Genomic DNA, 25,191 nt, shown 5'->3' with positions numbered 1-25,191 from the left:
CGATCACCAGGGCGCTCATATGTGCGGACGACTTTCGCAGTACCGCGGCATTCACGACTTTGTCGCAGCCCTGAACATGCCCGGAGCCCTGATCAATAGCGTCGGTGATCAGCCCCTGGGGCGCTACAACGCCGCGCCGACGATGCAGCTCGCCCTCTTCCACGTCGCCGAAGACAAACTACACGCCGACGCCGTGCGCTGGGGGTGGCGGCCGCACTGGGCCACCGACCGCGCCGCGCCGATCAATGCCAGAGTCGAGAAAGTGGCTCACGGGCCGTTCTTCCGCCAGATCTGGCCGCACCGGGCCGTATGTCCGATCGATAACTGGTTTGAGTGGGTAGATGAAGGCGGACCGAAGAAGCAGCCCTACCTCATCCGGCACCGGGACCGCTCCCCCATCCTCTGCGCCTCAATTGGACAACTGCCGGATCCAGACGAAGGTCACGGGGAGCACGACGGCTTTGTGATCATCACCGCCGACGCACAGGGCGGCATGGTCGATATTCACGACCGCCGGCCGGTGGTCCTGGCCCCGGACCTGGCCCGGGAATGGCTCGATCCTGCAACGCCCAAGGAACGCGCCGAACAGATGGCATTGCACCAGGGCGAGCCCGCCGAGGCCTTCGAATGGTTTAGGGTAAGCACCGCCGTCGGCAACGTCAGGAATCGCGGTGCGGATTTGATCGAGCCGATGAACGGTCGCCGCCTCCATTGATAGCGCGATTCGCGCTATGTATAGTAGAGCTATCAGCACGGCAATTAGGCTAGCGCTGTACCTCCACCGGAGACGATCATGACTACCACTATTTACTCGTACGATTCCCGCAAAGCAGATGATGGCGAAGTGTGGGGCACCATCAAGGAAACAGAGAGCGGCAAATTACATATTGCTGTACGTCCTGGCCAATGCTCAGAGGGCGATAAACTGATCGGCTTTAAAAGCATCGACAATCCAGGTCGCGGCAAGCGTCCCGAGCAGTGGGTAAAGGTTGATGCTGGCTATGTTGTTACCGGGCTTGGCAAAGAGTACGTACAGAACAAAATCACGTACGTAAACGCTTATATCGCCGAGGCCAAATAATCATGGCTTCCACAGAGTTTCAATCTGGCCCTTTTACCTTCTTCCCGCGCCGGCAACTCAATCTCGCCGGTACCCCATGCACACTCTGGGAATTGAACTACAGCCATGCCTACATCGGCGAACGCACAGCGCCTGCCATTGCAACCCAGGCCCAAGTCCGCGAGCGGTTCGAAGGTGACATCGAGCGGTTCGCTCGCGAAATGGAATCCGAGCACGCGCCTACGGTTGTGCACCTGGTTGACTTTGACAGCGGAGAATCTGTCGCGTCAGTTACGGTAGTCGGCGATCTTGGGCTAACCCCTGGCGTGATCGATGATCGCTCTAAGTTCTGGCTGCAAAGCTCAGACCGCCGACGCTCTCGCGATATCTTCCTCGCAGATTTCCCAGTCATCATTGCAAAGCACCAGGCTCCGGCGCGCTCTTGGATCTGCGGCCTTCTGCCTGACGAAGTGCTAACAAATGATCCGAGCGAATGGCGCGCCCCTAGCAGTTGGGAGCTGCGGCACGTTGTGGGAGAAGGTAGCTTAACCGGCGTATCCGGGGCGAAAGCTGCCGCGCTGGTCGGTGTAACCCCGCAGAACTTCAGAAAGTACACTGCTGCTGATGGGGCATCGACGCGCCAAAACATCAGTTTCGCAATGTGGCACTTGTTGCTTCACAGGCTGGAGATACAATCCCTGCGTGGTTGACACGCAAGCCGTCTACCGCTTAAAAAATCACTGCAACAGCCCGACTACTGAATAAGTAGCTTAGAAAGTACCGGTGTCACTCTAGACCTTACTGCCGAACAGGCAGCTCTAAGCGCATCCCGCGCCGTCTAACTGGACTTTCTGATGAAAGAACCTGCACGCCCGCTGACTGTTGGCGAATGGTGCGACGAATACGAACGCATAATTCGCGCCCTCCCCCTAAAACAAATCACCATCAGCAACCGGATCAACTACATCCGCCATATCCGTTTATCACTGAGCAGCAAGCAATTAACTGACGTCGAGCCGCTGGATCTAATTTTAATTCTTCGCGGGCTCGAGAATGCGGGAAAACCGTACATGCGCCGGAGGGTCCGAATTGAGGCAATTCAGCTCTTCAATGAAGGAATCATCGCGCGTAAAACCAACTTCAACCCGGCGGCGGCTATTTCGCTCTGGAAAACGCGACCGGCGCGATCGCGGCTCACTCTTGAGCACTGGCAGGCAATACATGCCTGGGCCAGAGCCACAAACATGGCCTGGTTCGCTCTTGCCCTTGAGCTGGCACTGGTGAGCAGCCAGCGCAGAGCAGATATCGTCCGGCTCTGCCACGCCGATGTGGTGGGCCACCATCTCCGCGTGTGTCAGCAAAAAACAGGAAGGCGTATCGCGCTCCCCCTAGGTCTCTATCTAGAGAAAGCAGACCTCCAGCTCGGAAGTGTGCTTGAGCGGATGGCAAAGTGCGGCGCCCCTGGCCTCACGCTATTGCGCAGGAAGGACGGCAAAGGCTATTGCCCAGGACATCTAAGCAATACATTCAAAGAAGGATTACGGACGTGCTTTCCCGGGAAGGACTGGGGCGAGAAACGAAAACCACCGTCATTTCATGAAATCCGATCATTGTCGGAGCGGCTCTATCGTCAGCAAGGGGTCGACACGATGACCCTGCTCGGGCACTCAAGACAATCGATGACTGACGAATACAACGATGATCGCGGACTCGAAGAATGGAAGGTGCTGAAGATCTAAGGACGGTCATTGCCCAGGGCTGATCAAGCCCTTGGCAATGCCGTCATAAGCCTGTTCACACGTCACTCCCCTGGTCCGGCTTTGATCAGCATCTGCTGCCAGATCTCCCGCTCGTTTGTCAGCGCGCTTGAACAGGTCGGCAAGCACCAGGGCCGTGCGGGTTGCTGCCGCGCTTGCGGCGGCAGTGCAGGAATTGCTGCTGGCCGTACGCTTGAGGTGCTCGGTGAGATCGTCGACGGTCCGCTGCAGGCTCCCAGCAGCAGCGCGAGCGGTAACAGCGTCAGCGATTGCACTATCGATTTTCCGTTGTCCATCCTGCACCGCCTTGTTGATTGAGTTCTGCCGATCCTGTTCTTTGTCGCGCTCTGCGCGCTCATCGATGGCCCAAGCCTGCTTATCACCGGCGTCACGCGCATTCCAGCGCGCCTGCCACTCTGCGCTCTCGATCGACCGTCCGTGCTGATAAATCCCCCAGTAAGAGGCAAGTGCTAGCACCAGCAGGCCGCCACGTAACAGCCAGGCGCTCACGCCAGCACCTTCAATGCACGCTCATACAGCGCCTCGCGATCCGCCAGGCCGTTGGTTCCGCCGTTTATGCGCTTGGTGATCGTGAGAAAATCGCCCCTGTCGGCCAGGGTGTTCAGGCCCGCACGCTGCCAGAACCAACCCGCCGACAGCGCGGCATAGACTGGGGTTTCCAGTAGCTCAGGGGTGTTGAGCAATCGAGCATCACTGAACAGAGCTTCGCTACAGGCTTCATAGTTGGCCCGGCCGGTGATCTGGATCAGCCCCCTGCCTCGGTACTTCTGGCCGTCGCCGTCCGCTTCGAGGGTGTTGCCCAGGCGCTTGGCCAGGGTGCCGGTGTCGTACTTGCTCAGGTACTGATCGCTGCCCAGCTCGCGCACGTAAAGCAGTTGGCCGGACTCGTGGCCTATCTGCGCGATGAACGCCGCCATGCGCAAGCGGGTGATGATCGCGTACTTACTCATTGCAGCGTTGAGAGCAGGAACAAAAACGCCGGCTTTAGCGCCGGCGTTGGGGAGGATCTGTAGCAGCTGCTGCGTTGTGATGGGCATAAGGAAAACCTCATTGGTCAGAAATGAAAACGCCCCGACAGTGCGGGGCGTTTACTCGAGTTGTTCAGCGATCCAGGGCGGCGCTGCAGGGCGGTGCTGAACATCAGGAAAGTCCGTCGACTGCGGCCAGTCGCGCAGGGCCTGCATGTACACAAGCAGCTCCTTGAACTGCTCGCCGTCAATGCTCGTCGGCGCCTCGATCTCAAGTTGATCCCGGTGCCGCTCGCGCAGCCACATGACAGATGCCAACTCTGCATCGCGCCACCCGCGTTCCTGAGTCGCCGGGTCCAGCACCACTTCGGGCGCATCGATCAGATACGGCAAGCCCTGATCATCGTGGGCACGGACCTTTCCAGGCGGAGGGTTCCCGATCACCGTCATGTAAAGCTCATCAGTGATTTCGACTGCATCGGCAGGCATGGACGCGTGCATTCCACGCAGATAAGTCGTTTGAGTTGTCTGGCTATAAAAGCGCATGCGGCACTCCCTCAGCTTCCAATTGCGATGTATTTGGCGCCGTTTGCAACGGAGCTACCATATGTCTTAAAGCTGACACCATTTTTTGACAGCCCGAATGAGTAGATCGCGTCCTGATTCGCGCCGACGTTCGTTTGTCCGAGATATCCGATGGCCAACGCGACATAAGCTTCGGAGGGAAACGCCATCGGAAACGACACAACTGCTGGAGTAGGGCTTACAGCGCCCGTGGTCCCCCACTGAATAACCCAGCCGCCAAGCCAGAAAGGCGCTGCAATGTACCCATTGGAAGCAAGACTGACGGAAAGCCCCCACCGCAGTTTCTTTGGTGTCGGCATGACCAAGTCGTTCGCGCTATCAAGCATCTGCGCGGTAGTTGCGACTTTTGCTGTGCCCTGATTGATCTCAGTAGCCTGAGCCGCCAACGGGGCAAGAGCTGCAATATCGATGCTTCCTTGATTGATCGGGGCGTTCCACGCCTTGATGCACCACATAACCGCCAGATTGCGCGGTCGAGTTTCGGTTGCCGTTCTAACAACTTTTGAGGAATCGAACACAACACTTGTAAGGCGGCCAGGACCGGTCGCGAAATTGCCCGCTTCGCTGACAGTGAAAAACGGTCCGCTCGGAGTTACAGAAGCGGTGTCATTGCGCACTCCCCCGACGTTACCTGTAATGATTTCCATCGCGTCAAGCTGCTTGCTGCCAAGCCCCCGACCGGCATCAACCCCACGCCCATGGTCCCAGCCGCGCAGGAACTCACCCCGGGAATCAGGCAACCGAAAGTTCCCCGTCCCTTCGTTACCCTGGTTGAATGTGGTCCCCAGGTACGCCGCCAGGTCGGGATAGGTCGCCGCGCTCTGCACGCTGCCATCAACCTCCAGAAAGCCCGCCGGCACAGTCCCCTTTGGAAACGGGACCATCGCCCCCACAGGCAGCGCTGACATGTTCTTCAACAGCGCCTCGATCTCGGCTTTCGTGTACGTCACCGACTTGGTATAAGCGTCGGTAATGCCGTACTCAGCAAGCGTCGTGCGGATCTTCTCCGGCGGTATTGAGTCCCGCACAATGACTTTGATCGCGGCCAACAGCTGGTCATTGTCGTTCTCTGCTGGCTGCTCACCACCGGCCTGAATGACGTTCAGCAGCTCATCAGTTACCGCATTGCCCCAGCTCGACGGGATCAGCGAGCCGACTTGCCCGGTCGCGGTGTTCTCGTCAACAAACTTGCCGTTGACCAGCCCCACGTTCGGTACGCTTTTCGGATAGTCCATCTACACACCCACCCCATAATTGATTGATTCCAGTGCATGCGCCGGGGCGCTGCGACGAATGACGCACTCCAGGGCGCCGCTCGGGTTGACCCCGAAGCGCTCACCCCAATAGCTGGCACCGAAGCGCCGACCCAGGCGGCGGCGCGGCCCCGTGTTGAGCGTCCACATAAACTGAGCGGACCAGGTACCGAAGTGGGCGGAGCCAAATCGGGAGCGGCCAAACCGTGGAGCCCTGCGCTCCGTGATGGTGGCCTCGGGATAACCGAGGCGCACTGCGATCTCGACGAAGTAGCTACAGGATTGCCCGCCGACTGCCGTCAGCCGTTGGCGCACTGCCAGACGGCGGTCCTCAAATACCGGTTCAAGCCCAATGCAGGGATCCGGAAGCCCCATCACCCGCTCCCAGTCAGGCACCAGTTCATTCACGCCGCCGGCATCCATCTCATTCAGCAAGGCGAAGGCCCGGGCTTCGATGCGCGCCAGCTCCTGCGACAAGCCGGTCAGCACTAACGCCAACTCGGGGACGCGCTCAGGCTCCCAGGCCGGGCCCGCGGGGAGCAACGCCCTGAGTTGGGCACGGTACTGCTGCGCCGTTCTTAAGCCAGCCATAGGCAGCCCCCATACGTCAGCAGCTCGTTAGGCTCGGCTGCTACATCAGTAACCGGCGCCACCAGTTGGTGGTCCCACTCACCAGCGGATCCACTGATGGCCTCGGCGATGTGAGTCAGCAAAAGGGGCTCACCCAGGGCCGCCTCTCGCGCATGCAGGTCACGCAACTGCGCCTCGACGGCCGCCCTAACTGCAGAGGTATCCGGGTTCAGCCGGATGCTGTACACAACCGATTTGCGCGTGGGGGCCAAGACATATACCTCAGCCGTTACCGGTCGCCGGGGTTCGATGTACTGCTTCACCTCGGCCAGCTGTTCAACCGTTGGCACCGGGTCGGCATCGTCATCGCGCATCACAAACACCGCCACGGTGCCCGGCCCCAGGTACAGCCGCCTGGTCCAGGCCCGGGTAATGCCGGGGCATTCCAACGCCCAGGTTTCATAGTCATCCGCCGAGCCGCCATGAGGTATCACGCGATAGGACTGAATGACTCGGGCCCGCAATGACTCAACGCTTTCCTGAGCCACACCGCCCAGCAGGCCGGGAGCCAGGACAGTGAACGAGTCCGCCACTCCCTGGACCGGCTGAACGAGGTTTAGCACCAGGCCGGCGTCCGCGTTGCCCAGCGCTCCAGCGTCCACCGCCTCAAGCCCCGCCGTGTTGGTACCGGCAACCGTCGTCACCCCTGCAGTGACGCGGTAGGCCCGGCCATCACTGGCCTGTAATACGGTGTCAGCGTCCAGCACAGCGCCTGCAGCTGCGGTAAAGCTGGCCATACCTTGGGCCGGCTGAGCAGCTTTCCTTGGCTGATTGAGGCGAAGGGAGGCGATCCGCTCCAGCGTTTCGACTTCAGCCGTGTCCGGCAGAATCTGCTCGGCGATCCAGCCCAGGTAACCGTACAGGCCGAAGGCAGCACCGCTCAGCGTTCGGGCCAACACCTGAGCATCGGAGCGCCGCAATGCATCGCCGGCAAGGTCGCTTTGCGTGCGATTAACCAACACGGGAAGCGTGGGGGTTTCAAACGGCATATATCACCTGCCATAGCTCTGTTGGGTGGATCTCCAGGCGTTCGCCTGTGGAGATGGTCAGAATCACACCGAGGTTCAGGCGGCTGTCCGTGGCCCGCTCACTGCGGATCTCGATGCGAATGACCTCGCCGTCGTCGAGCAGCCATTGCAGGGCCTCCCGGGCATAGAACTCGGCATCGAGCTGGGTTTCTCGGGTGAGCTTTACCCGGCGCAACAACCAGAGGCGGGAGCCGATCCGATCATCGACCACCGCCGGAAAGCTATCGCCCCACCAGCCGAAGCGCTCTTCATCGTCAATCGGGTCATCGGTCGCGGCGCGGCGCCAGGTAAACAGGCTGATCACCACCGCCCGAACAAGCGAGGTTTCAAGGGTTCCCGATATGATCATCGTCAGCCCCCTGGAACAGGCGCGGTTGTCTGGCCCGGGCCAGGCATGACTCCACCGTGAACGTGATTGATCTGGCTGACCCCGCCGGCAATCTGGTCCCCCTGTGAAACGATCTTCCCTGTCTGTGTGAGCAGCGGTGTATCGATGTTCACGGCGCTACTGGCGGTGATGTTCAGCGTCTCGGTGACCACCTCGATCACCCGTCCGCGCTTGAGGTGCACCTTGTCGCCTTCGTCGCTGTAGATAGCGACCTCGCCGGGCTTCAACTCCTGCACGCGGTACCGGCGATCTGAAGCCACCAGTACCACCCCATGGGACCGATCCCCACCGAGGAACGCCGTCAATACCTCAGCGCCCGCCAGCGGGTGGCTGGTGAGGCCATAGGGTTCGAAGTGTTCAACCTTGTCCTTCACTTCTCCAGCCGTCAGCCGCACCTGCAGGGTTTGCAGCTTCTTCGCCGCGTCGGCCAGAACCACCGTGCCGCGGGCAAGCATCTTCATCAGGCTCATTTTTTAGGCTCGTAGTCAGCGGGAATCAGGTATTCGAAGTTGTCGCCCTTGCCGCCCTTCTTCAGCTTGCGGTTCTTGTGGGAGTCGTCCGGCTCGGGCTCGAAACCATCCGGCGGGCCGACCAGCATTTTCGTGGTCATGCCCTGGTCGCTAAGGCTGTAGGTGATCTCGGCGATCAGCATGTCGCGGTCGAAGCCAATGATCGGATCCACTACACGCACGATCATGTTGTGCTTCCACAGCTGGCCGTTCGACTGCCGCCAGCCCTGCACCGTATAGGTCGCGGAAAGCGCCTTGCCCATCCGTGTGCTGCGCTCCCAGTTGGCCCGGGCCTGGGCCAGCTCCTGGGTGACCTGTCCAGACTCCTGAATGATCTTCACGCGCCGTCGGGTCGTTCGTTCGTCCGTAACCTCGGCAGACACTTCCGCCGCTGCTTCGCCGAACTCTTCATCGGTACCGGTCTTTTGTCCCAGCACCTGGTACTCCGAATACACCCCAGAGAAGTCGAGCGGAGCATCGCCGGCTTTGATGTTCCGCCCCACTGCCAGCGCATCGAAGGCCCGCCCCTCGCTGCCCGGTTTGGCGAGCACCGCCCTACCGCGGGCGTCATCCGTAGAGAACACCCGGAACAGCGTCAGTAGTCGGTCAATGGACTCAAACGCCGACTCGCCGGGCTCAATGGTGTGGTCGGACAGCTTTGAGCTTTCAGGGATTTCGCTGCGCACGGCGATCTTGTAGGGCGCAGCCAGCGCCTTGACGATCGACAGCACACCCTGGCTGTTCCACTGCCCCGGCTTGTTCACCGCGGCGCAGTCCACCAGATCCGCCGGCAGCGACCGCCCGGTGACCGACCGAGTGATCTGCTTGTCGTCATAGCTGATCGGCGTACCGAACACCCAGCCAGTCAGCACCAGGTCATCACCGATCCGAACCTGACACTTTGCGCCCTGCTTTATCGGCACCTCGACCTTCTGATCGCCCCACTTCCATGTAATACCGAGGTTGAAGTCCCGGGCCTGGCGCTCCAGCCCTGCCGAGATTTCCACTGATTTCCAGCCGCTGTAATCCACACCATCAACCGTGAGGCTGACGACGTTCTGTGTATCGAGCATGGGTTACTCCCGAGCGATCTTGAGCGGGACCGGCGGCACAAAGCCGGGGTGCTGAATGCGGTTGCGCTGCACCACCTCCCCCGCCCGCGTGGCGTCGCCGAAGCGCCGGTAAGCCAGCACCAGGGCCGGCAGCGCTTCGGCGGGGGTGATCTCCACCAGCCGCACGCCAGACTGGGCGACGGCGGTCAGGTGCTTCACCAGCGTCTGGCGAAGGTTGGTCAGGGCCTGATAGTGCCGCGGGTCCGCTTTGAGGGAGGCCTCATAGATCGCCTCGCTCAGGCTGTCCCGCAGCTCAATGACATCATCCGCCACGGGCACCTCGGGCCGTTCAACCGGCTGCACAGCCTGCTGATCAACTGATGGTGTGGAGTCGTTCGATATCGGCTGACTCGCCACCGGCATCTCGCTGACGATCAGCGCCACCTGCACCAGCAGTGCGTCCTGCACCAGGTCAGCCGTAGCCTGTGCGGCTGCGTTCGTGTCAGCCCCTGCAGCCTGGCTCACTGTGTTGATGCCCGTCACCGCCTCGCTGTGCTGTGTCGCTGAAGCAATGGAACCGCGATAACTGGATCCAGGGCTTGAGAAGTCTAGGCCGGTGAAGTCGCTGAAGTAGCTGGAGAACAGCGCCCCCAGCGCACCGGGCGAATTGATCAGCGACTGCACAAAACCACTGAGGTTCGTGAACAGGCCCACCAGCGGCGCGAACTGCTGCTGAATCACGCTGTAAACGCTCGACAAGCTATTGCGCAAACCGATGATGCCCAGGCGGGCCTGATCAACTTTCGCCATTGCCGCCTTGTACCGGGCCAGCGCGGAGTCCAGCAAACCTTCCGACGACTTGACCACCTGCTGCTGGGTGTTGACCCGGGCCGCCGGGAATTGCAGCGGCTTATCTGGATAAAACACCACGTCGAAGGCGACCAGGCCACCCTCGCGCCGGCTGTGGTTCATCTCACATTCGCCGGCCTTGACCTGCATTCGCCCAAGCCAGGGGTGCACCAGCTCACCAGCGCCGCGGGTCTGGACTGCCTCAAGAAACTTATCCCGCCGCTCGAAACAGTCGTCACCGATGATCCACACCGTCAGGGCGTGAACCTGCGACTGCCGGCCCAACTGCTCAAAGTACGGTTCATCACGCTGGGGGAATTCATGCAGCTGGCCTTTCATGCCCACCGGCACCGCGGCCCGGTCAACCAGAAAGCTGATGCCCTTGAATGACGCCGGCAGCAGTTCGTCGCGCCATGTCCTTTCCATTCTGCTACCTCTCTGCACCGACAGTGCGCCGCCCAACGTTCGGCTTGATGTTCAGGCCGCGCTGGTTGGTTTTCGACTCTTCGACCGTGGATCCGGGCGGCGCCCCGTTGAGGTTGATATCGATCTGGCCCTTCAGGCTTTGGGCGTTGGCTGCGGCAGTCTGCTGCAGCAGGCTACCTGGTGGCGGCACCTGGCCCGGCGCCCGCAACAGATCGCCGGCACTGGCCCCGCCCTGGGTCTTGTTCAAGAACGATTGCCGCTCTTGCATGACCTTCGCAGCGTCCGAGCGTAGGAAGTCACCGGTACCGCCGCCCTCGCCTGCATTGCGCTTGCGCTGTTCTTCAGCGAAAGCGTTGGCCTTGTCGGTCGCGGTCTTGATGATTCCGTCACCACCCTCCCCGGCGCCCATGAAGTTCAGGATCGGCTCAATGATGGGTTTGATTTTTTCCCACAACCCCTTGAACCATGCGGTGATCGGCTCCCAGTTCTGGATGATGATCCCCAACGGTGACCAATCAAACATGTGCTTTATGAGATCCCAGGCCGGGCCAGAGATCGCAACCAACACACCCCAGATGGCCTTGAAGAACTCAGTCAGCGGCCCCCAGTTTTCGATCACCAAGCCCAGCGGAGTGAAGGCGAAGGCTTGTTTAAACCAGCCCCACAACACCATTGCCGGTCCCTTGATCTTCTCCCACAGCGCCTGGAAATAAGGCCCGACGGTGGACCAGTTGGCGATCAACAACCCCGCCGCCAACGCGATCCCCCGCACAATCAGCCCCACGGGAGAAATGGACGTCACGGCGCCGAACACCTTCATGGCCACCGTACTGGCCAACACCGCCAAGCGAAGGACGCCAAAGGCAATACCCGCCCCGAGAACGCCCTTGATCACCTCGGGATGCTCCGCTGCCAGAGCGGACACTTGAGAAATCAGCGGGCCGAGGGTGGTCAGGACATCATTGAGCGGCGGCAACAGTACGCTGCCAATCTCAATGCCCAACCGTGTCACCTTGTTTTGCATCAGCTGTAGGGCGTTGGCCGTCGTCTTGGATCGCGTCTCATACTCAAGCTGCATCGAACCGGCGAACTTGCCCTCTTTGCCTACCGCGGCAAAGCTGGTTTTCAGCAGGTCCAAGTTGGTCAGCATGGGGGCAATTGCCGAGACCGACTCAGTGCCGAAAAGCTGTGTGAGCAAGCCTGCCTGCTTTGCTGGGTCAACCTTCGCGATGCGATCAAGAACGTCCTTAATCGTGCCCTGAGCGTCTTGCTGCATGCTCTTGGCTACCTGCTTCACGTCGAGTCGCAACGACTTGAACGCCTGTGATTGCTGCTTGGTTGCCGCGCCGCCTTTGGTCAGGGCGAGCATGAAGTTCTTCATCCCTGTTGCAGCGACTTCGCTCGGCACGCCCACTCCCGCCAGGGTGGCCCCCATGGCCGCGATCTGCCCCGAGGAAAGCCCAGCGATGCCACCCAACGCGCCGATGCGGGTCACGATGTCCGCGACCTGCTGCGCTGATGAAGGCCCGGTGTTGCTCAGATAGTTGATCTTGTCCGCCAGCGCGACCACTTCCGGCTGGGTCATTTTGAAAGAGGTTCGCCACTTGGCCATCATGTCGCCGGATTGGTCGGCGGTCTGATCAAAGGCAACCCCCATCTTTACCGCGTCTTCAGCGAATTGCTTCAGCTCTTCCCGAGCAAAGCCCGCCTGACCGCCCGCAGCAACAATCGCGGCAATGCCGCTCGCCGCCATCGGCATCTGCTCAGACATCCCGAGCACATCCTGGCCCATCTGTTTGAACTGTTCCGGGGTGTCGAAATCCACCACCTTGCGCACGTCCGCCATGGACGACTCAAAGTCGATGGCCGCCTTCGCTCCAGCGACAAAGGGCGCGGCGAATGCCCCGCCCTGCAGCAGATCCCGGAAACCAATCTTGCCCAGGCCGGAGCTTTCCATCTGTTTGCGAAAGCCCGCGACGTTCTTGCGGATCCCGGTGAGCGTTGGCGACAGCTTGTCAACGCCCGTGATCAACGCCTTGAGCTGGAACTTATCCGCCATCACTGCACCTGCTGGGATTGATTTATCCGCTGGGCGTGGCTCAGCGATTCAAGAATGAGGTCCAGAGGCCTGGCCATCATCTGTTCGGGGTCGATCTTCCAGAACCAGGCCAGGTCGTAGGCCAGCGCGATCAGGTCGTCGATGGCGCGGACGCCGCAGTCATGAAAAAACCGGCCACCGCCCAGCTCAGAGCGTTGAGATCGACCAGATCCAACTGGTTGACCGACGAAGGCGGGATGCCTGCACACACCGCGATGTATTTGGCGGCGACATCCATGTCGAGACCGACCTCTTCGCTTTTGTCGATCTTGTAGGGCAGCGCCTTGATGGCCCGCACCTCCTGCACCGTCGGGCGGCGCAGGGTCAGCTCGACCAGCGTTTCACCGTGCGCTTCGATAGGCACCTGCAGCTTGATTGGTTGACTCATTGCCAGGTCCCCTTGATGCCGTTGAATTCAAATTCGGCGGTACCGTCATCGCCCTTGTAAGAGGGCTCCCCGACCAGATAGGCCCCTGCCAGCACGAACACCTTGCCGTTCTTGAACTCGCAGGTGACCGTCATGTCACGCCCGTTGACGATCTTCTTGAAGTCCAGATCCGGGGACAGGATGGCTGTCATCTTCAGGTAAGGCGGCAGGTCTTCTTCCTTGTAGAAACCCGTCGCGACCGTCTCTCGCTTCACCGTCATCAACGGAGCCTCTGCCCCGCCAGTGATGGTGAGCTGCGCACCGTCGACTTTGACGTAGGCGGTACCCGCCACTAATTGACCCATGGTCTTCTCCCGAATGAAAAAGCCCGCGCATGGCGGGCTGTAGGTGCAATGGCTGCGTTACGCCGCCGCGTCGTACTGCAGGCGGAACTGATTGAGCAGCGCGAAGATGCGCAGGCCGTTGATGTAGTCCGGCGGGAATAGGACGTTTACGCGGCTCGGGTCACGCGAATCACGCTCGACGACCAGGTGCTCGGCAAACAGCTCGGCGTTCTCCACGTGCCCTTCCAGCTCCAGCTTGGCGTACTGGGCAATCAGCTCACCGCGGATAGTGCTCGGCGTGACAATCGGCTGGCCGGCGCCGAACCGGGTACCGTCGTTCGCCAGCTTGTGGCGCCCATATTTACTGGTGATCACACTTTGCATCCGGCGGATGATGAACGCCGACTGATGCATGGTTTCGCTGTCCAGGTAGGAGTTGTCCGCCTGGCCGTAGGCGTTCTTCTGGTAGGTGGTGATCGAGCGCTGAATTCGCACATAGCCCCCCTCGTAGTACGCCGTAGCGATCCCGTAGCTCAGCAGCGACTGACGCTCAGTGAGGGTGAAACGCTCACTGGCCGGAGCCGGATCCAGGCCCGGCAGCGAACCGCTTTGCGTGGGGCGACTGGCATCGGCGGAAATGAAGACTGACGTCCGTGCAGCCAGGGCCGCGGCCTGGACCCACACCGGCTGCGGCACACCGTTTTCCAGGGCCTGGATGGTGATGTGCTGATCGTTGCGCGCCTGACCGGCGGCCACCAGGGTACCGACGGTGCCCCGCTTCGCGCTGTACACATGACCGAACAACTGCTTGGCCCAGCTCCAGCGCCCCACGTTGTCATCCATGACCGCCTGCCACTGGTTCAGCGTGGTGGTATCGGACCAGGGCACACAGATGAATTCGAAGGGCTCATCACCCAACGCGGCAATGGCGTCTACCTGATCCGGAACGCCCGCGCCGCCCAGCATCTGGGTCAGCTCAACGGTCAACCCCGCCGGGGTAAATTCGCCATTGGTCTTGCCCAGGCGGTTCAGGACGATGCCGATATCGTTGCCGCTCTCGCCCGACCATTTACAGGTCAGCGTCACGACGCCGACAGCAGCGCTGGCAGTCACTGGCAGATCGGCGGCGGCATTGATTTTTACCGCGAGTGCCGAGGCGGCCACCGCGGCGGTTGCTGCCGCTGTGACGGTGGCCTGAACACGAACACCGCCTATATACAGGCTCAACAGACAGGCCTCGGTGGCAGTACCGGACAGAGTGACCTTGGCCGCCGCCTTGACCCCCTCGGTGCTCAGCAGCGGCAGACACCAGATCTCGCCAATGGGATCTGCCTTGCGCCAGGTGTCGTACATCGCGGCGAGCATCGAACCTTGGCCGCCGATGCTTTTCGCCAATGCCACGCTGGATACCAGCACCAACTTGCCGACCCCTTCGCTGGGTGCGTTGTCGTTCACCTGGGCGACGATCAAGCGGCGCATGGCCGAGGCGGCGGTGTTTGCCGCAGAGTTGTCCATTTCCGCATAGAACAGCGGAACGCGGATATCCGCGGGGATGTTGCTGAATCCGATAGCCATTACTTCGGCCCCTCTTGAGTCGCCGCGGCGACGGCCTTGGCGGGTTTGGTTGGCTTGAGCGTCACGTCGTCATCCAACAAACGACGGCGCCACCAGGCGTTATCCGGAACTTCCCGCCCCTCAGCCGGCAACAGATCGCCGGCTTCTGGGTCAGGCACTGCACGGCCCGGGGCCGGTACCACTGTGATGCGCTGGGTCATGGTGTTGCGTCTCCTGAAAATTTGACTTCAATACGCCCATCCGGGCCGGGCTGCCGCAGGTTGGGATCCGCCGGATCGATGCAATCCATGTTGAAAGTCGCCCCCTCAAACGGCACCAGGCCATCTGCCGCCAGTTCGGCCCAGGTTTCGCCAGGCTCATGGGGTAGGTTGCGGCCAAGCTGGAAGGCCGCGACAAAGGTCATCTGATACACGACCCGAGCGCGGCTGATGTGGAGCAAGGCGCCCTTGCCATACTCAAGGGGCGTGTACTCGGGTGCCGGCTTCCAGCCAATCAACGAACGCCACAACTCGGCCCTGATGTCGTGCAACAGGTCGTTGGCTTCCTGCCCTCGTTCGTCCGTGGCCTCAAGAACGACGACAACGGCGAACTGGTCCGTGATTCGCTGAACCACGGTGTTTTGAGCCACGTTATCGTCTGCTGCATCGGCTGAAGCGATCACATAGGCGGCTGGCAAATCCAACTTGGCGCTGTCCGCCACAGCATCCCAATCAATGCCGCCCGTAACCCGATGGGCAAAGGTTGGACAGGTCGCCCGCAACTGAGCAACAACAGGGTTTAATTTCATTAGGGAGAAACTCCGGGCAGAAAAAAGCCCCGCGTGTGCGAGGCTCTTTTAAAAAACTGTTATCGCCGTCCTGAAGAATCTGAAACCTCTCCTAGAGCTTTCTCAGGATTGCTTACAGACTGGACGTCAACAGTCTGCGATGTTTTTTGCGGCTGTAAGAGTTCCTTTTCTTCCGGTTGCTGGTCACTCTCCTGGGGCTGTTTGGAATCTGCCCAGTATGAAACCAGTGCCATAAAAATCTTCATTGACTCCAGTCCTGCCATCCCGCCCGCCAACTGGACGGGTTGCTTATCAACATCTGTTGCCGCAAGTTTTTGCTGCAAGCGCTCTTGCTCTCTCACCTGCCGAAGATTCTCCCGGTAGTCCTTATAGTCGAGCGAGTAAGGCAAAGTCGCCCATAAGACATTCGCAGCAGGCCACCCCGCAATCACAAACGCCAAGACGCAAGTTATCAAATAAGGAATACGACCACGAAAACGAAAGATCAACATTGAGATCGACATGAAACACAAAGCGTAAAGCTGGAACGGGACGGCAAGTATTATTAAGGTCTCCCAATCGTCCCAATGACACAAGACCCACAATAGCTGTAACACTTATGACTCCCCTGTAATCAAAGAGCCAGCCTCAGGCTTTGCTCTATCATTACTCGCATAAAAAGACTTTATCTACTCCACATTCGCTAAAACCATGGAGCATATAAACCTCGCTACCGCGAGGCTTATAGTGGTTTACTTTGTAGTAGTTAAAGCCGAGCCAAGATTTCGGCTTTCTTTGCTGCGAACTCTTCTTCACTGATAACACCCGCATCTTTCAAACCTGAAAGTTTCTTGAGTGTTTCAGTCAAGTCCTCAGCAGCAGGCGCAGCCGGCTGACTGGCTTGGGGCTGAACTTTTGCCGCCCTGATCGCCTCAAGAATTAGGCTCTTCAGACGTTCAAAGTCCCCGGTCACACCTTTGGAGAAAAAGACACTATTGTCATCTTGTGCTGCAGCGCTAGCACCTCCCTGTGTCTCCAAACTTCCCGAGTGGATAATCTGGATGAAAGGCTTATTCATCAGCGAACCAGGCTCTAAGCGAATACCTGTAACCGCTGAAAGAGGGATGTCCTTATTTCCTCGCCCCCGCCCAGAAAACTGACTGAGCGCCCCCAGCACACCAGTTCGACGGATTAAAACCTCCGAACCAGTGAACGTAATTTCCCCTGTTGATCCCTTTGCAGTAAACGGCAGACCACTCATAACTCACACTCCATGTTAAAGGCGGGATCCTAACGCAAATGATCTGTAGCTTGCAGCCCGACTACCGCAGAGCATCCGCGAAAGCTGCCGAGAGGATCCCTTTCACATCAGAACTCGAGTCCTGCAGCGCATCAGCCATGTAGTTGTCACGAGGCTTGATACGCCACTCACCCGCCGCACGCTCTGCTAGGACCGCCGCACGAGCGCCAGCAGCTCGCCGGTTGGACTTGCCCTTGCCCTTTCCTGGTGCCAGCTTGCCGAGGCGCCTACCGCGCTTCACCCCGTAATGCAGGTAAGCCGGATAAAACTCAGCCATGGCCGCAGTTTTCCTGGGGGCGATCTTCACCAGAAAACCCGAGCGGGACACCTTGAAAGAAATCGACTCCAATGTCGCCCCAGTACGATTGACCGGGTAGCCTTCCTGGCCCTTTCCTAGGGCGAGGTTCATCTGCGCCCGCTGGGTGACCAACCGGCCAACCTTGCGCATTCCGGCGCGGATCGCCTTCTTATCGAAGGCATCGCGCTGGAATTCGTCGAAGCCCTCGAAGTGCAAGTAGCCATCAACTGAAGCCGAGTTAGACATAGATGTTGCCTCCTGCCTGAGCCTCGCCCAGTTCCTCTACCTGCAACAGCGTAAAGCGATGGCTGCCATTCATATCGGCACTGCGCTTGACCCGGTAGAGAGTGCTGCCGTGCACCACCTCGTGGTCACTGGTGACCCCCTTCAGGAACCGCAGGGTTATCCAGTGGGTGAATTTATTGTCGGTCTGGATGCCATCGACATACACACCCGTTCCCGCCGGAACGATCATCGCCCAGCGCCATTTGCTTTCAGAGAAAACAGAGTCGAGTCCAATATTTTCGGCGGGCAAATCCGACCGGCGACGGACACGCACCCGCCGATTCAGCTCGCCCGCCCCGGGTTCGCGTAAGGCCATATCAGATCCTCGGCGGAACGGTGATACCCGCCAACAAGGTCAACAGGTAACGGTCTGGCAACTCGTTGAGGGTTTGCCCAAGTACCAGCAACTCGCGATGCCGGTAAGCCCAGGCGGCAGCCAGGAGCAGATAGTGCCGAACAGAGGGGTGGTCCTCGATCTCGATGCCCGCCTGATAGGTGACCATCAATCCCTGAGGGCAGCTACCCACCACATCCCGCCACGGCACGCCCTGCTGGGTGTAAACAAACGACTCCTTACCACCGTTGACCAGGTATGCCGCAGCAGGATCAAGCAACGCCGCCCCCGCCGTGGCACCAAGGGCAATGCTCTGCAACTCGAAAGCCTGGCCCTTGGTGGCAGCAAAAGCACTGCCTGCGGGGACTTTCGGCAGATGTTCACGATACTGCCCCTTGCGGATCGCTGCACCGGTTGCCTCCTCTGCCAGTCCACGGGCCGCAGGGATAACAATCCGTTCGATCAGATCACGCTCGGCGGTGTCATCGTCGTCGGGATCCAGCCGGCACTGAGCGACCACATCGTCATACGTCAGCGGCTCCGGCCCGGTGTAGCTGATCAGCAGGGCCATGACTAGGGCTTCTCATCGTCGGCAGACTCATCCTTCTCAGGATCAGCATCGCCAGCGTTGTCAGCCCCGCCTGCCCCCTCAGTACCAGACTCTGCACCGGTGGCGGGTGAGTCGGGAGCGCCTTCAAGCTTGTCCTTGGTCTGAGGCTTGGACTTCGCCGGGGCTTTGGCCCGAGTAGAAGACTTGCCACTGGCGGCGGGCGACCGACCCTCCGCGCCGGCATATTCCTCTGCAAAACCGCCCTGAATCAGCCCCTCGGCAGTCTCTTCATTGAAACCGGCAATTTCGCCTGGGGCGTAGCCGCGCCAAGCCTTGATGAACAACACGATGATTAATGCTGCAACGGACATGAGCTGAACCTCGAATCGGGAATAGGGTTGGCCCGGCAAACCGGGCCGAGAGGGTTAAAGGGTGCTGCCCCATTTGACCTTGGTCATGACCGCCACCGACTCGACATGGCGCGGCCCGAAGTCGTGCTTGGCAATCACACGCACCAGGGTCTGATCCCGCTGGAAGGCGCTCACCAAGTTGCCGCCGGCATCCTTGTAGGTAGCCTCCTTGCTGAAGTCGATGACCATCGCGTCATCCTCACCAATGAAGCAGTCGGCGAAATCAGCAAAATGGATTTCCGACTCGTCACCACCAGCCCCCAGGTTGATCGGCACTTGAGTGGTAGTCGCCACCGGGAAACCCTTGAGCTTGCCTTCTTCCAGCTCCGGATAGGCTTTGGCGCCCTTGCCGTCGTCACCTACACGCAGCGCCGACAGCCAGCGCTTGGTACGCGGCGCCATCACAAACCCCGGCGCCAGCATGTTGGAGTTGGCGTTTTCCAGACGCAGGATCAGGGCAGAAAGCGCCAGCTCGACCGCAGCGAGGGTCTGATCAGTGGGTGCATCAAACACGTTGAAAGCAGGCGCCCAGAACCGCAGCCCTTTGGGCAGGTTGCCGGTGCCGGCACCTCGCAGGAAAGAGAGGTCCTCCGCCAGGCCCACGGCGCTGGTCAGGTCGTTCACCACCAGGCGATCCACATTCGGGTTTACACCCGAGTAGCTCAACAGGTCGTTGCTGATGGGTACCAACGCGGCCAGCTTTTTCGCAGACAGCTTGAGGTCATCGAACTGCATGCCGGTGGCGGGCATGTCCTCTTCACTGCCGATGTAACCGACGATTGCGCCGCCCTTGATGCGCGGAATAGTCAGGCTGCCGTTCTGCAGCGGTAGCGAAACCGCACCCATGCTGCGCACCACCGACTTCGGTCGCAGCAGTTCGATCACCTCACTGGAGAAACCCTGCGGCACCAGTACACCGCCAGCCCCCGGAGTCACAGTGCTGAGGGCCATAGCAATTTCGGGGTTCATTCCGGAGTCGTGAGCCATCTTGGCCGCGGCGTGCTGATCGCCCCGAGTGGCGGCCAGTACCCGCACCATTTGCGCCATGTTGGCCCCAGGGACAGGCTTGGCTGCATAGGGGCCAGCGACACGGGGCGGGCCGTTGATGCCTTGAGCGCCCTCCTCGACCGGTGTCGCACTGGCCGCGGCGGCACGTTCGGCCGACTCGGCGCGAGCGATCTTGTCGCCCAGGGCATTGAACTCGGCCCCGAGCTGAGTGAACTGAGCGAGTTGCTCGACAGACAGCGAACCACCGTCGGCTTCGATCTTGGCCAGCGCCTGGATCTCGCCGTTGAGCCGGGCGCGTTCGCTACGCAGTTGTGTGACTAAAGACATGCTGTTGCCTCCTGGGCAATAAAAAACCGCCGATTGGCGGTTGGGTATCACTGCCGCGAACGCGGTCAGAGTGAGTGAGACTCAAGCCTGGGCTTGGATTGCAAAGGCCGCGGCCTGTACGGCGATGCGTTGCCGCGCCTGGGTGACGGGCGAGCGCTGGGCACGGCTGAGCGCAACCGCACGGGCGATGCCATCCACCGCCATCTGCGGCGACTCCAACCGGTCCGCAAGCCCGATCTCGACAGCAGCCTGCCCCCAGTAACAAGCGGCCTCTGTGGCAATGACTTGGGCCACGTCGAGGTTGCGGTACTGGGCAACCGCACCCGTGAATAATTGATAGTTTTCCTGCACGACGGCATTGAGAAACGCCAGCGACTGCTCGCTCAGCGGCTCGTTGGGGTTCAGGTCGTTCTTGTGGGCACCGGCATACACCGTGGTGACTTTCACCCCGGCCCCCTCAAGCATTCGCGAGCGGTCCATGTGGCTGGCGATTACGCCAATCGAACCCACCCCCGAGGTCTGGCTCACCACCACCTCGGTGCAAGCCGCCGCGATGAAATAGGCAGCGGAGTAAGCCGAGAAGTTGACCAGGCCCGTGATGGGTTTGATCAAACTGGCGGCGCGGATATCAGCGGCCAACTCGAAACAGCCCACCGCACTGCCGCCAGGGCTGTCGATGTCCAGCACGATGCGCTCGACCATAGGGTCGGCAACTGCCTGCTTGAGCGAGGCGCGCAGCCCCTCATAGCTGGTCATGGTTTCGCACACGTTCAGGTGATTGGCGCGACTGACCAGAAAGCCGTGAACCGGAATCACCTCAACGCCAGTCTGAGCAACGGCTGAACGCCGCTGTTCTTCAAGCCGCTCGGCAGGACTCGGCCCGTCGTCATCGTCGTAGAAACCCAGCTTCGTGCCCGGATCTGCTCCAGCACCGGACAGGTTGAGGTTGACGATATTCAGGCTCATGGCCTGGTTGGCCCAGCGGACAGCCAGATCGAGCATGTCCGGGGTAATCAACAGCGGCTGATTGAACAGCAGACTGGCGGCGCGCAGATGTTGTTTCATGCGGCAAGCATCCTCACTATGTCGTCGCGCTGCTGTTCAAGCTGGGCACGGACGTCGGGGTTGTGCAGATTCGGCAGCCCGTGGGCCACGTCGGTCATGTTGAGCGGTTGCAGGTAGCAGTCACCGTTGGCCACTGGCGGCATGTTTTCCAGGCGGCGGATGTCGTTGATCGACAGCCAGCCCCACTGGCGCCCCACGGCGTAGGAGTCGTAGCGACTCTTCTGGTCGCCGCGCAGCAGGCCGGACAGGTTGTGTTCAATGAAGTATTCACGGCGCTCGGCCGGCAGCAGGAAGTCGCGCATCATTGCTTCCTCATGCCGCTTGACCCAGGGCAGTAAGGCGAAGATCACATACTGGATCAGCAACTGCTCCAAGCTGTTGTAGCTGGCCTTCTCCAGGTCGTTGATCATGTGCGGGGGGATCTTGTAGATCCGCGCCAAGTCGGTGCCCGTCACCTTGAGAATGCCCAGCAACTCGGCATCAACGTTGTTCATGGACACCGGTTTGAAGGTCATCCCCTCCTGAAGCATCGCGACCTTCTTGGCGTTGTCGATGCCTGAGAACTTGCTCCCCCATTGGTCAAGAATGTGATCAATCGCAGCCTGACTCTTGATCGCTACGGCCTCCTTTGGCCGCTCGATCACGCCGCTGACAGCCGTGCCGTTCTGGAAGGATTTGCCGGCGTACTGCCGCACTGCCTGGGCCAGCCCCACAGCATCGGCATGCAGCTCAATCGGCGACATGCCCGTGTAGTGATTCTTGGTGTGCCAGCGAACATGGTGAATCAGTCGCATGGGCAACGGGTCTTGCGCTCCGATCCGGTAATACGGCATCAGGTCAGCCCCTTTCAGCACGCTGACTTTATCGTTGTGCAGGGGGTAGAGCCCCTTCACCGATCCGTCGTCGTGCCGGTCAATGAAGCTATAGGCATTGCCCCGCAAACCCACCGCAAGCTGGCTGCACTCCCGGTATTCATAAGGCGTTTGCCAGGGGTTGGGCTGGTAGCGCAGCACGTCATACAGCGGATGATTCACGGCCGTTTCGCGCTTGCCCTCCCCCATGCGCCGGTACATCTCCAGCGGCAGCTGCGCCACACTCTCGGCCAACAGCGTGACGCAGTTCTGCAGGACGGTAATCGCCAGCGCGCTCTCCGCAGTGACCTTCACCCCCGCCGCAGACCGGACAGAACCAATGAGGCTGCTCCACAATCCGGCACCGTCATTGACAGTAAGCCCGTCACGGGGGCCCAGTAGATTGCTGAAGAACATGATCAGCCACCTCCGGGAGATTGTTTGTTGTGCAAGGCCGCAGCGGCCTTATCAGCAATGTAGGCCCAGACCAGCAGGCAGAGCCCGGCCGCGATGAGCGCCGCCGGAATGTGGATCAACGCGATACCGGCAATGAACAGGCCGAAGCCCAACGCGCCAGCGAGCCAAGCGGCCCATGCGATAAGAGTCAAATGCTTACTCCTTCGTCGTAGATGGATTTACCCGAGGAAGCCACTGGGACCGACCCACTGATGCCCGTCGCCATGATGCTGGCGACAATGCCGTCAATACGCCCGATGGCCTTGGACTTGTCCGCCTTGCGGTTGTTGGCCGGGTCGGCGGTGATGACCGCGTTGCTCGCGCACCAGGTCATGACCGGGTTGTCGTCGTGTCGGAGTGGCTCAACCAGATCGGCCACCGTGGCATCGCTGATCAACTCGGCGTCTTCGGCGTCCGGATCAAGCACAGGTGGCGCACGCTCGATGTTGCCCAGCAGACGCCGCTCGAACTCGTCCACCGCGGGGCCCATATCCTTGTAGCCCTGACCAAAGGGCGCGATCTCCGGCAAGCAAATGTCGTGTTCATCCATCAGTTGCTGGAGATCCTCGATACGCCAGCGGTCATAGGCGATCTTGCGCACGTCGAAGTAGCCGCAGATGGTCTGCAACCGCCGCAGCACAAACAGCTTGCTGATGGCCTTGCCCGGCGTGGTTTCCAGCTCCTTGGCCTTGATCCAGGCCAGGTACGGCACCTTGTCGCGTTTCTCGCGATCAGCCAGCTTGAAATCCGGGATCCAGAAATACGGCAGCAACCGCCAGTGCGGATCCTCGTATGTGGGGAAGAACAGCAGCACAAAAGCCGTCAGGTCCGTGGTACTGGACAGGTCAAGTCCGCCCACACAAGGGCGGTTACGCAACACCGACATCCGCACCCGTTGCGCGGCCTGACTCCAGACGTCCCATGAAATCCACGGTGCAGAGGCTTGGGTCCACTCGCAGAAATTGAGCCGCCGGACCACCGCCTCTTTCGACGGCATACCGCGGGCTTCGGCGACCTGTTCACGCAAGTACTTGCGACCCGGGATGCCATCGACCTGACCGTCTAGGGCAAACTCCAGGCTTGGGTTCACCTTGGGCCAACAGCTTTCGTCCTTGAACGGATCGTCGCCCTTGTCCAGGCTGCAGATGAAGGCGAAGACACTGTCGTTGTCTTCCTTGCCCGCACAGATCCGCGAGCCCAGTTCGTGGTGCTCCCAGCAAACGCTGGTCTTATCCGAGCCGCTGTTGGTGATCATCACAATCAGCGCCTGCTTCCGGTGCTTAGTACCAGCGCGCAGCATGTTGATGACCGTCGCGGTCTTGTGCTCGTGCACCTCATCCAGCAACCCGATGTGCGGACGCGGGCCGGACTGGCCATCGTCAGCACTGATCGGTTTGAAGAACGAACCCGCGTTCGGGTAGTACAGGTTCCAGACCTTGTCCCCGGTACCCGAACGATGCAGCCGAGCGTTGAGGTGCGGCGACATGTCGACCATCGACACCGCATCACGGAACAGGACCATGGCCTGATCCTTTTTCGTGGCTGCAGCGTAGATTTCAGCCCGGGCCTCGCCGTCCGCAACCAACCCATACAGGCCGATGCCCGCCGCCAGGGGCGACTTGCCACTGCCTTTGGCCGTCTCGATGTAGGCGATCCGAAAGCGCCGGTAGCCGTCCTCAGTCTTCCAACCAAACAGGCTGCCAACGATGAAGGCTTGCCACGGGGCCAGGATGAAGGGAAGCCCTTCATACTCGCCGCCGTTGAGACAGAGGACATCCTCAAAAAAGCCGATGGCCCGATTGGCTGACTCCAAGTCGAAGACCAGGCCACGCTTGTGCCCACTACGTAGGTCGCGCATGTGTCGGCGACAGGCGTTGCGAACATCGGGGCCAGCAACGATTTGCTTGGCAATGACCGCTCGAGCGAACTCGGAAACGCGGTCCTGACTATCTGAAGTACTTGCTGGCGGCGTCTTTTGGCTCATTAGGGAACAGCTCACCTTGTGGCGCCGTGACTTTCAGATTGCGACGCGCCATAGGCGAGAATCCGAATTGCGCCCCGGCGGCGTTGGCACGTTTCTCGGCGTCGTTCGCCAACTGGCGCCAGATGGATATCTGCTTGGCTCCAGTGGCGAACGTTTGGATGTCGCCTTGTTCCAGGCCTGCGTGCTGGGCATTGACCTCTGCAATCCGGCGACGGAAGCCCTGCCAATCGGCGACGGCTTCGCAGTAACTGGCGAGCGCCATCATGTCGAGCTTGGTCACCAGCCCCAGGACCAGCAGGTCTGGAACCAGGCGTTCCCACTCGGCGACCGCACCATCGGAAAGGCAGTCGGGCATCGGCGGGGCCTGAACCGGAATCGCCGGGGATGTCAGGTCATCCATCAAGACGCTGAAATTCTTCTTACTCTTGTTGCCGTCCAACACATGCAGCACTGTCGGCTTGGGCGTCCGACCTGAATTGCCGTTTCCAGCCATGTGAACCTCCTTGAAAATCGGACCTTAACCCCAGGACCTCTTCATACCCCCCCTTGCCATTTTTCCCGGCGTTGCACAGAGAGAGGGGCGAACGGTCTAGAACGTTTTCGGGAAAGGATTTTTTGCCCCCCCTCCCCGAAAAATGGTCATTTTT

General features: G+C 60.2%; 32 protein-coding genes. 4 read left to right on the top strand and 28 right to left on the bottom strand.

Annotation, left to right across the window (positions count from 1 at the left end):
• Positions 1-19 precede the first annotated feature (19 nt).
• From AC07R1_RS16680 to AC07R1_RS16665, 4 genes are all read left to right on the top strand, one after another.
• Positions 20-715 (top strand): SOS response-associated peptidase family protein, encoded by a 696-nt coding sequence (locus AC07R1_RS16680; RefSeq protein ID WP_495110750.1) that lies wholly within the window; start codon positions 20-22, stop codon positions 713-715.
• Positions 716-793: 78 nt separating this feature from the next.
• Positions 794-1,081, top strand: a complete 288-nt coding sequence (locus AC07R1_RS16675) for a hypothetical protein (protein ID WP_495110749.1) — start codon at positions 794-796, stop codon at positions 1,079-1,081.
• Positions 1,082-1,083: 2 nt separating this feature from the next.
• Positions 1,084-1,770: a hypothetical protein gene (locus AC07R1_RS16670; protein WP_495110748.1), complete on the top strand. Its 687-nt coding sequence runs from the start codon at positions 1,084-1,086 to the stop codon at positions 1,768-1,770.
• Between the two features lie 144 nt (positions 1,771-1,914).
• The gene (locus AC07R1_RS16665) at positions 1,915-2,799 is read left to right on the top strand and encodes a tyrosine-type recombinase/integrase (RefSeq protein WP_495110747.1); all 885 of its coding nucleotides are present in this window, start codon (positions 1,915-1,917) and stop codon (positions 2,797-2,799) included.
• A gap of 6 nt (positions 2,800-2,805) precedes the next feature.
• Here the strand turns inward: AC07R1_RS16665 and AC07R1_RS16660 are convergent, their stop codons facing one another.
• The 28 genes from AC07R1_RS16660 to AC07R1_RS16525 form a co-directional block, all read right to left on the bottom strand.
• Complete coding sequence (locus tag AC07R1_RS16660; RefSeq protein WP_495110746.1) at positions 2,806-3,327, bottom strand: DUF2514 family protein; 522 nt, start codon at positions 3,325-3,327, stop codon at positions 2,806-2,808.
• A complete protein-coding gene (locus AC07R1_RS16655) occupies positions 3,324-3,875 on the bottom strand; it encodes a glycoside hydrolase family 19 protein (RefSeq protein WP_495110745.1) in 552 nt (183 codons plus the stop codon). The genes AC07R1_RS16660 and AC07R1_RS16655 overlap by 4 nt, the downstream gene beginning before the upstream one ends.
• 51 nt (positions 3,876-3,926) lie before the next feature.
• Positions 3,927-4,352, bottom strand: a complete 426-nt coding sequence (locus tag AC07R1_RS16650) for a phage tail assembly chaperone (protein ID WP_495110744.1) — start codon at positions 4,350-4,352, stop codon at positions 3,927-3,929.
• An 11-nt stretch (positions 4,353-4,363) separates the two neighbouring features.
• Positions 4,364-5,626 carry a phage tail protein gene (locus tag AC07R1_RS16645; RefSeq protein WP_495110743.1) on the bottom strand — a complete coding sequence of 421 codons (1,263 nt, stop codon included), beginning with the start codon at positions 5,624-5,626 and terminating at the stop codon, positions 4,364-4,366.
• The gene (locus AC07R1_RS16640) at positions 5,627-6,235 is read right to left on the bottom strand and encodes a YmfQ family protein (protein ID WP_495110742.1); all 609 of its coding nucleotides are present in this window, start codon (positions 6,233-6,235) and stop codon (positions 5,627-5,629) included.
• Entirely contained in the window at positions 6,223-7,263 is a 1,041-nt protein-coding gene (locus AC07R1_RS16635) for a baseplate J/gp47 family protein (protein ID WP_495110741.1), read from the bottom strand. The genes AC07R1_RS16640 and AC07R1_RS16635 overlap by 13 nt, the downstream gene beginning before the upstream one ends.
• Entirely contained in the window at positions 7,253-7,651 is a 399-nt protein-coding gene (locus AC07R1_RS16630) for a phage GP46 family protein (protein ID WP_025128913.1), read from the bottom strand. The genes AC07R1_RS16635 and AC07R1_RS16630 overlap by 11 nt, the downstream gene beginning before the upstream one ends.
• Positions 7,652-7,653: 2 nt before the next feature.
• The gene (locus AC07R1_RS16625; RefSeq protein ID WP_495110740.1) at positions 7,654-8,160 is read right to left on the bottom strand and encodes a phage baseplate assembly protein V; all 507 of its coding nucleotides are present in this window, start codon (positions 8,158-8,160) and stop codon (positions 7,654-7,656) included.
• Positions 8,157-9,272, bottom strand: a complete 1,116-nt coding sequence (locus tag AC07R1_RS16620; protein ID WP_495110739.1) for a phage baseplate assembly protein — start codon at positions 9,270-9,272, stop codon at positions 8,157-8,159. The genes AC07R1_RS16625 and AC07R1_RS16620 overlap by 4 nt, the downstream gene beginning before the upstream one ends.
• Positions 9,273-9,275: 3 nt before the next feature.
• Complete coding sequence (locus AC07R1_RS16615; RefSeq protein WP_495110738.1) at positions 9,276-10,526, bottom strand: DNA circularization protein; 1,251 nt, start codon at positions 10,524-10,526, stop codon at positions 9,276-9,278.
• A gap of 4 nt (positions 10,527-10,530) precedes the next feature.
• The gene (locus AC07R1_RS16610) at positions 10,531-12,585 is read right to left on the bottom strand and encodes a phage tail tape measure protein (RefSeq protein ID WP_495110737.1); all 2,055 of its coding nucleotides are present in this window, start codon (positions 12,583-12,585) and stop codon (positions 10,531-10,533) included.
• A 130-nt stretch (positions 12,586-12,715) separates the two neighbouring features.
• Positions 12,716-13,012 carry a phage tail assembly protein gene (locus tag AC07R1_RS16605; protein WP_210693386.1) on the bottom strand — a complete coding sequence of 99 codons (297 nt, stop codon included), beginning with the start codon at positions 13,010-13,012 and terminating at the stop codon, positions 12,716-12,718.
• Positions 13,009-13,356 carry a phage tail tube protein gene (locus AC07R1_RS16600; protein WP_077934303.1) on the bottom strand — a complete coding sequence of 116 codons (348 nt, stop codon included), beginning with the start codon at positions 13,354-13,356 and terminating at the stop codon, positions 13,009-13,011. The genes AC07R1_RS16605 and AC07R1_RS16600 overlap by 4 nt, the downstream gene beginning before the upstream one ends.
• A gap of 57 nt (positions 13,357-13,413) precedes the next feature.
• Positions 13,414-14,910, bottom strand: coding sequence for a phage tail sheath subtilisin-like domain-containing protein (locus tag AC07R1_RS16595; RefSeq protein WP_495110736.1), 1,497 nt, complete (start codon positions 14,908-14,910; stop codon positions 13,414-13,416).
• The gene (locus AC07R1_RS16590; protein ID WP_123430628.1) at positions 14,910-15,110 is read right to left on the bottom strand and encodes a DUF2635 domain-containing protein; all 201 of its coding nucleotides are present in this window, start codon (positions 15,108-15,110) and stop codon (positions 14,910-14,912) included. The genes AC07R1_RS16595 and AC07R1_RS16590 overlap by 1 nt, the downstream gene beginning before the upstream one ends.
• Positions 15,107-15,697 carry a phage tail terminator protein gene (locus AC07R1_RS16585; RefSeq protein ID WP_495110735.1) on the bottom strand — a complete coding sequence of 197 codons (591 nt, stop codon included), beginning with the start codon at positions 15,695-15,697 and terminating at the stop codon, positions 15,107-15,109. Before AC07R1_RS16585 ends, AC07R1_RS16590 begins: the two co-directional genes overlap by 4 nt.
• Before the next feature lie 59 nt (positions 15,698-15,756).
• On the bottom strand, positions 15,757-16,188 hold the full coding sequence (locus AC07R1_RS16580) for a hypothetical protein (RefSeq protein WP_495110734.1): 432 nt from the start codon (positions 16,186-16,188) through the stop codon (positions 15,757-15,759).
• A gap of 254 nt (positions 16,189-16,442) precedes the next feature.
• The gene (locus AC07R1_RS16575; protein WP_102881005.1) at positions 16,443-16,937 is read right to left on the bottom strand and encodes an SHOCT domain-containing protein; all 495 of its coding nucleotides are present in this window, start codon (positions 16,935-16,937) and stop codon (positions 16,443-16,445) included.
• 61 nt (positions 16,938-16,998) lie between these two features.
• Positions 16,999-17,520: a hypothetical protein gene (locus AC07R1_RS16570; RefSeq protein ID WP_495110733.1), complete on the bottom strand. Its 522-nt coding sequence runs from the start codon at positions 17,518-17,520 to the stop codon at positions 16,999-17,001.
• Positions 17,513-17,875 carry a phage head completion protein gene (locus AC07R1_RS16565; protein ID WP_210693380.1) on the bottom strand — a complete coding sequence of 121 codons (363 nt, stop codon included), beginning with the start codon at positions 17,873-17,875 and terminating at the stop codon, positions 17,513-17,515. The genes AC07R1_RS16570 and AC07R1_RS16565 overlap by 8 nt, the downstream gene beginning before the upstream one ends.
• 1 nt (position 17,876) lies before the next feature.
• A complete protein-coding gene (locus AC07R1_RS16560) occupies positions 17,877-18,464 on the bottom strand; it encodes a hypothetical protein (RefSeq protein WP_495110732.1) in 588 nt (195 codons plus the stop codon).
• A 2-nt stretch (positions 18,465-18,466) separates the two neighbouring features.
• Positions 18,467-18,814, bottom strand: a complete 348-nt coding sequence (locus tag AC07R1_RS16555) for a hypothetical protein (RefSeq protein WP_174394883.1) — start codon at positions 18,812-18,814, stop codon at positions 18,467-18,469.
• Between the two features lie 54 nt (positions 18,815-18,868).
• The gene (locus AC07R1_RS16550; protein WP_077934312.1) at positions 18,869-20,188 is read right to left on the bottom strand and encodes a phage major capsid protein; all 1,320 of its coding nucleotides are present in this window, start codon (positions 20,186-20,188) and stop codon (positions 18,869-18,871) included.
• Between the two features lie 81 nt (positions 20,189-20,269).
• Positions 20,270-21,253, bottom strand: coding sequence for a S49 family peptidase (locus AC07R1_RS16545; protein WP_495110731.1), 984 nt, complete (start codon positions 21,251-21,253; stop codon positions 20,270-20,272).
• Positions 21,250-22,521, bottom strand: a complete 1,272-nt coding sequence (locus tag AC07R1_RS16540) for a phage portal protein (protein WP_495110730.1) — start codon at positions 22,519-22,521, stop codon at positions 21,250-21,252. The genes AC07R1_RS16545 and AC07R1_RS16540 overlap by 4 nt, the downstream gene beginning before the upstream one ends.
• Before the next feature lie 2 nt (positions 22,522-22,523).
• The gene (locus AC07R1_RS16535) at positions 22,524-22,712 is read right to left on the bottom strand and encodes a hypothetical protein (protein ID WP_495110729.1); all 189 of its coding nucleotides are present in this window, start codon (positions 22,710-22,712) and stop codon (positions 22,524-22,526) included.
• A complete protein-coding gene (locus AC07R1_RS16530; RefSeq protein WP_495110728.1) occupies positions 22,709-24,544 on the bottom strand; it encodes a terminase large subunit in 1,836 nt (611 codons plus the stop codon). Before AC07R1_RS16530 ends, AC07R1_RS16535 begins: the two co-directional genes overlap by 4 nt.
• Positions 24,507-25,037 carry a P27 family phage terminase small subunit gene (locus tag AC07R1_RS16525; protein WP_495110727.1) on the bottom strand — a complete coding sequence of 177 codons (531 nt, stop codon included), beginning with the start codon at positions 25,035-25,037 and terminating at the stop codon, positions 24,507-24,509. Before AC07R1_RS16525 ends, AC07R1_RS16530 begins: the two co-directional genes overlap by 38 nt.
• Positions 25,038-25,191 lie beyond the last annotated feature (154 nt).

This window comes from Pseudomonas sp. GW821-FHT07F01, from assembly GCF_059418825.1.
The sequence above is the reverse complement of the archived record's forward strand: the minus strand, read 5'-3'. Positions and strand labels throughout refer to the sequence as shown.

Excerpts from the sequence above, each read along its gene's own strand:
- AC07R1_RS16590 (WP_123430628.1), bottom strand. The coding sequence starts at position 15,110 with ATGACCCAGCGCATCACAGTGGTACCGGCCCCGGGCCGTGCAGTGCCT.
- AC07R1_RS16555 (WP_174394883.1), bottom strand. The coding sequence starts at position 18,814 with ATGTCCGTTGCAGCATTAATCATCGTGTTGTTCATCAAGGCTTGGCGC.
- AC07R1_RS16605 (WP_210693386.1), bottom strand. The coding sequence starts at position 13,012 with ATGAGTCAACCAATCAAGCTGCAGGTGCCTATCGAAGCGCACGGTGAA.
- AC07R1_RS16585 (WP_495110735.1), bottom strand. The coding sequence starts at position 15,697 with ATGAAATTAAACCCTGTTGTTGCTCAGTTGCGGGCGACCTGTCCAACC.
- AC07R1_RS16625 (WP_495110740.1), bottom strand. The coding sequence starts at position 8,160 with ATGAGCCTGATGAAGATGCTTGCCCGCGGCACGGTGGTTCTGGCCGAC.
- AC07R1_RS16680 (WP_495110750.1), top strand. The coding sequence starts at position 20 with ATGTGCGGACGACTTTCGCAGTACCGCGGCATTCACGACTTTGTCGCA.
- AC07R1_RS16665 (WP_495110747.1), top strand. The coding sequence starts at position 1,915 with ATGAAAGAACCTGCACGCCCGCTGACTGTTGGCGAATGGTGCGACGAA.
- AC07R1_RS16645 (WP_495110743.1), bottom strand. The coding sequence starts at position 5,626 with ATGGACTATCCGAAAAGCGTACCGAACGTGGGGCTGGTCAACGGCAAG.
- AC07R1_RS16560 (WP_495110732.1), bottom strand. The coding sequence starts at position 18,464 with ATGGCCCTGCTGATCAGCTACACCGGGCCGGAGCCGCTGACGTATGAC.
- AC07R1_RS16575 (WP_102881005.1), bottom strand. The coding sequence starts at position 16,937 with ATGAGTGGTCTGCCGTTTACTGCAAAGGGATCAACAGGGGAAATTACG.
- AC07R1_RS16675 (WP_495110749.1), top strand. The coding sequence starts at position 794 with ATGACTACCACTATTTACTCGTACGATTCCCGCAAAGCAGATGATGGC.
- AC07R1_RS16655 (WP_495110745.1), bottom strand. The coding sequence starts at position 3,875 with ATGCCCATCACAACGCAGCAGCTGCTACAGATCCTCCCCAACGCCGGC.
- AC07R1_RS16630 (WP_025128913.1), bottom strand. The coding sequence starts at position 7,651 with ATGATCATATCGGGAACCCTTGAAACCTCGCTTGTTCGGGCGGTGGTG.
- AC07R1_RS16570 (WP_495110733.1), bottom strand. The coding sequence starts at position 17,520 with ATGTCTAACTCGGCTTCAGTTGATGGCTACTTGCACTTCGAGGGCTTC.
- AC07R1_RS16640 (WP_495110742.1), bottom strand. The coding sequence starts at position 6,235 with ATGGCTGGCTTAAGAACGGCGCAGCAGTACCGTGCCCAACTCAGGGCG.
- AC07R1_RS16525 (WP_495110727.1), bottom strand. The coding sequence starts at position 25,037 with ATGGCTGGAAACGGCAATTCAGGTCGGACGCCCAAGCCGACAGTGCTG.
- AC07R1_RS16615 (WP_495110738.1), bottom strand. The coding sequence starts at position 10,526 with ATGGAAAGGACATGGCGCGACGAACTGCTGCCGGCGTCATTCAAGGGC.
- AC07R1_RS16540 (WP_495110730.1), bottom strand. The coding sequence starts at position 22,521 with ATGTTCTTCAGCAATCTACTGGGCCCCCGTGACGGGCTTACTGTCAAT.
- AC07R1_RS16610 (WP_495110737.1), bottom strand. The coding sequence starts at position 12,585 with ATGGCGGATAAGTTCCAGCTCAAGGCGTTGATCACGGGCGTTGACAAG.
- AC07R1_RS16595 (WP_495110736.1), bottom strand. The coding sequence starts at position 14,910 with ATGGCTATCGGATTCAGCAACATCCCCGCGGATATCCGCGTTCCGCTG.
- AC07R1_RS16530 (WP_495110728.1), bottom strand. The coding sequence starts at position 24,544 with ATGAGCCAAAAGACGCCGCCAGCAAGTACTTCAGATAGTCAGGACCGC.
- AC07R1_RS16545 (WP_495110731.1), bottom strand. The coding sequence starts at position 21,253 with ATGAAACAACATCTGCGCGCCGCCAGTCTGCTGTTCAATCAGCCGCTG.
- AC07R1_RS16670 (WP_495110748.1), top strand. The coding sequence starts at position 1,084 with ATGGCTTCCACAGAGTTTCAATCTGGCCCTTTTACCTTCTTCCCGCGC.
- AC07R1_RS16580 (WP_495110734.1), bottom strand. The coding sequence starts at position 16,188 with ATGTTGATCTTTCGTTTTCGTGGTCGTATTCCTTATTTGATAACTTGC.
- AC07R1_RS16620 (WP_495110739.1), bottom strand. The coding sequence starts at position 9,272 with ATGCTCGATACACAGAACGTCGTCAGCCTCACGGTTGATGGTGTGGAT.
- AC07R1_RS16565 (WP_210693380.1), bottom strand. The coding sequence starts at position 17,875 with ATGGCCTTACGCGAACCCGGGGCGGGCGAGCTGAATCGGCGGGTGCGT.
- AC07R1_RS16600 (WP_077934303.1), bottom strand. The coding sequence starts at position 13,356 with ATGGGTCAATTAGTGGCGGGTACCGCCTACGTCAAAGTCGACGGTGCG.
- AC07R1_RS16650 (WP_495110744.1), bottom strand. The coding sequence starts at position 4,352 with ATGCGCTTTTATAGCCAGACAACTCAAACGACTTATCTGCGTGGAATG.
- AC07R1_RS16635 (WP_495110741.1), bottom strand. The coding sequence starts at position 7,263 with ATGCCGTTTGAAACCCCCACGCTTCCCGTGTTGGTTAATCGCACGCAA.
- AC07R1_RS16550 (WP_077934312.1), bottom strand. The coding sequence starts at position 20,188 with ATGTCTTTAGTCACACAACTGCGTAGCGAACGCGCCCGGCTCAACGGC.